We start from the raw sequence: 3550 nt of genomic DNA, 5'->3' as shown, positions 1-3550 counted from the left end.
ACCCCACGGGCGCGCAGCAACGGGTTGTTGCCGAGATAGGTAAAGATTTAGCGCAACCGCACCCCATGATGCGCTTAGTGCAGGGCGATGTTGGCTCTGGTAAAACCTTAGTCGCTGCCCTCGCCGCCCTGCAAGCGATTGAAAACGGCTATCAAGTGGCCATGATGGCCCCCACTGAGTTGCTCGCCGAGCAACACGCCGCTAACTTTGCCGCGTGGTTTGAGCCGTTAGGATTAAAAGTTGGCTGGCTGGCAGGTAAGCTTAAAGGTAAAGCTCGGGCGCAATCTTTAGCGGATATTGAATCTGGCGCCGCCCAAATGGTGATCGGCACCCACGCCATTTTTCAGCAACAGGTTATCTTCCACAAGCTCGCTTTGATCATCATCGACGAGCAGCACCGATTTGGCGTCCACCAGCGCATGGGACTCAGGGAAAAAGGCATGCAACAAGGCTTTCATCCCCATCAATTGATCATGACAGCCACCCCGATCCCGCGCACGTTAGCCATGACAGCCTATGCGGATCTCGACACCTCGATTATCGATGAGCTCCCGCCGGGACGCACGCCCGTTACCACGGTCGCCATTGCTGATTCGCGCCGTCATGAAGTGCTCGAGCGCGTCCGCAACAGCGTAATAAAGGACAAACGCCAAGCCTATTGGGTCTGTACCTTGATTGAAGAGTCCGAAGTGCTCGAGTGCCAAGCCGCCGAAGACACCGCCGAAGAATTGCGCCAAGCGCTCCCAGAACTGACGATAGGTTTAGTGCATGGCAGGATGAAAAGTGCTGAAAAGCAACAAATTATGACGGACTTTAAAGCGGGAACCATCAATTTATTGGTGGCGACAACCGTGATTGAAGTCGGCGTCGATGTCCCCAATGCCAGCTTAATGATTATCGAAAACCCCGAACGCTTGGGGCTGGCACAACTGCACCAACTGCGCGGTCGCGTCGGTCGAGGCGCCATCGCCAGCCATTGTGTGTTACTCTACAAAGCGCCCTTAAGCCAGACCGCAAGCCAAAGGCTCAATGTCCTGCGGCAAAGTAATGATGGCTTTATCATTGCTCAAAAAGATTTAGAAATTCGCGGCCCCGGGGAAGTGCTAGGCACCAAACAAACCGGGTTGGCCGAGCTCAAAATTGCGGATTTAGTCCGGGATCAAGCCTTAATCCCGCACATTCATAAACTCGCCAACCATGTGATGTCCCAGGCACCCGCACAGGTTGATGCCATCATCCATCGCTGGCTAGGGCACCGCCAGCAGTATGTACAGGCGTAGAGCCGAGGCGGCCTTTAGACCATGGTGCAACCGCTAAGACTGCGGCGAAAACGCCTGGCCAATTAGGGCAAACGGCTAAAACCAATAGGCCCGGCCTGCCGCTGCAGGCACAAATAAATCAGGCGACAGCGCCACTGGCTATAGACAAGTGCGCGCAAACTTGCAAAATGAACCAGCAATCCTGTTAGGTTCATTGGCGTAAATGCGCGTAGCCTCGATTCACTATGTTACCTTGACACCCAAGCTAAGGATGTAAAATGCAAGTTAATCAAGATGATAGAATAACACCCCCAGACACTTCGGCGCGCAGTAATCGCCTAGCCTTAGCGGCAATCGTACTCGTCGTGATCCTTTGCGCCGGCGGCTATTACTACTACAGTAGCGACTCAGATGCCCCCAAACGCATCCCTAACGCCCCCGTCGTATTGCCTGAGCCGCCAAGCGCCGAGCCCATGACACTCGAAAGCTCGCCAGTCATCGAAGAAACTGAGCCTCAGCCTGAAGCCCCTGCGCAGCTCACCGACACCAACGTCATCACCGAACCCGCTCAAGTGGTAGAGCCCATTCCCGCCTTAGCTGAAAGCGATGCCTTTGCCCACCAAAAAGCGTTAGGGATCATCAACAATAACGTCATTGGCTCCTCACTCGTACAGCAAGACATCATTCGCCAATTTGTGGTGTTTGTTGATAACCTTGCCCAAGGCGATCTTGCTCGCAAGGTGAGCCCCATCAAAGGGCCTGAAAAGCTGTTTACGGTGTCTGAAATCACCAACAAGGTCTATTTAAATCCCGAAAGCTATCACAGATACGATGCCTATACGTCCGTCATTGCCAATATGGACCAAAAGATCCTGCTGCACACCTATAAGCAGCTCACGCCGCTGCTGGATGAAGCCTTTGCCGAATTAGGTTACAGCAATGCCAAATTTAATGACCGCCTACTCCAAGCGATTAAGGTGTTACTTGCCGCGCCAATCATTGAAGATCCCATCGAACTGCACTCCATCAGTGTGAACTACAAGTTTGTCGATCCCCAGCTCGAGGCCTTACCTAGCGCCCAAAAGCTACTGATCCGTATGGGCCCTGAAAATACCCGTAAACTTAAAACGGCGCTGCGCAACCTAGAAAATCAATTGGCGCAATAACGGCCACCCACACCAAGGCGACTGGCGGACTGCACACAACTTGCAACCGCTGCCGCCAAGGCGTTAACTCGACGACGCCGTCAGTCTATCCATGGATAGCAGCCCGCCCCACCCAAGGGGCGGCAGGTGTTTTGTCCTTCAATATTGCACCATCTTTGCCCACCATTGCTCACACAGCTTATCTATCAATAATATTCAACAGCTTATATCCAACATAGCCGAGCACAATTTAGGATAGGCGATTTGCCGACAGCCTACCTTGGCTAACATAGCTTGAATGAGCGTCATCAAAAATCGCCGTTTGGTATGCGGGACATCGCCCTCAGTGTTGGCCTAGCCTTTGCTTAAGCTACCGCAGTTACCGCAGTTACCGCAGTTACCGCGGTGTTTTTACCCTAAAACGCATTACAAGCGATAACGCGTTGATGAATAAGCGACAATAGCGAGGGTTTTACCTTGAAAGAAACGATGATAATTAGACGAGACGATTTAAAAGGGCCTGAAATCGCAGCACTTTTAACCGAGCACCTCGAAGATATGCGGGCAACCTCACCGCCCGAAAGTGTACATGCATTAGATCTCGATGGCCTGCGCCAACCTAATATTCGCTTTTGGACACTGTGGCATGGCCGCAATCTGGCGGGCTGCGGTGCACTAAAATGGTTAGATGCCGAACATGCGGAGATCAAATCAATGCGCACCGCCAGGGCTTACCAGCAACAAGGCGTGGCCTCGAAGATATTGCAACACCTGATTAATGAGGCAAAAGCGGCCGGAGTACAACGCTTAAGTTTAGAAACCGGCTCAATGGCCTTTTTTCAGCCAGCCCGCCATCTCTATGCTAAGTTTGGCTTTGAACAATGCGGCCCCTTCGCCGATTACCAGCTCGACCCCAATAGCGTATTTATGACCAAAAACCTATAGTGCCCCCTGCGTGCGCAGCAGTGATAAAGCCATCAATAAACGCGATCTTCGCTAGCGCACCTTTTCAAGCTTGCAGCCGCCAATTAATTAGAATAATCTTATTGAAACTTTTCTAATTATAGGGCGGCATGATGTTTCAATCTTTACTGGGTGACTTCTCACCGCCCTATCAGGCGATGCTTCTTACTTCATTAGCCGTTG

Annotated in this window: 3 protein-coding genes; all 3 read left to right on the top strand. The window is 52.0% G+C overall.

Annotation, left to right across the window (positions count from 1 at the left end; translation table 11 throughout):
* The coding region (gene recG, locus ACRCZA_RS12970) for an ATP-dependent DNA helicase RecG (RefSeq protein ID WP_438674837.1) at window positions 1-1280 on the top strand (1280 nt) is incomplete at its 5' end.
* A 257-nt stretch (window positions 1281-1537) separates the two neighbouring features.
* Window positions 1538-2425 (top strand): DUF3014 domain-containing protein, encoded by an 888-nt coding sequence (locus tag ACRCZA_RS12965; protein ID WP_438674836.1) that lies wholly within the window; start codon window positions 1538-1540, stop codon window positions 2423-2425.
* A 468-nt stretch (window positions 2426-2893) separates the two neighbouring features.
* The gene (locus tag ACRCZA_RS12960; RefSeq protein WP_438674835.1) at window positions 2894-3349 is read left to right on the top strand and encodes a GNAT family N-acetyltransferase; all 456 of its coding nucleotides are present in this window, start codon (window positions 2894-2896) and stop codon (window positions 3347-3349) included.
* Window positions 3350-3550 lie beyond the last annotated feature (201 nt).

This window comes from Shewanella sp., assembly GCF_051658185.1.
Lineage (GTDB): Bacteria > Pseudomonadota > Gammaproteobacteria > Enterobacterales > Shewanellaceae > Shewanella.
This window is presented reverse-complemented; position numbering and strand designations above follow the sequence as displayed.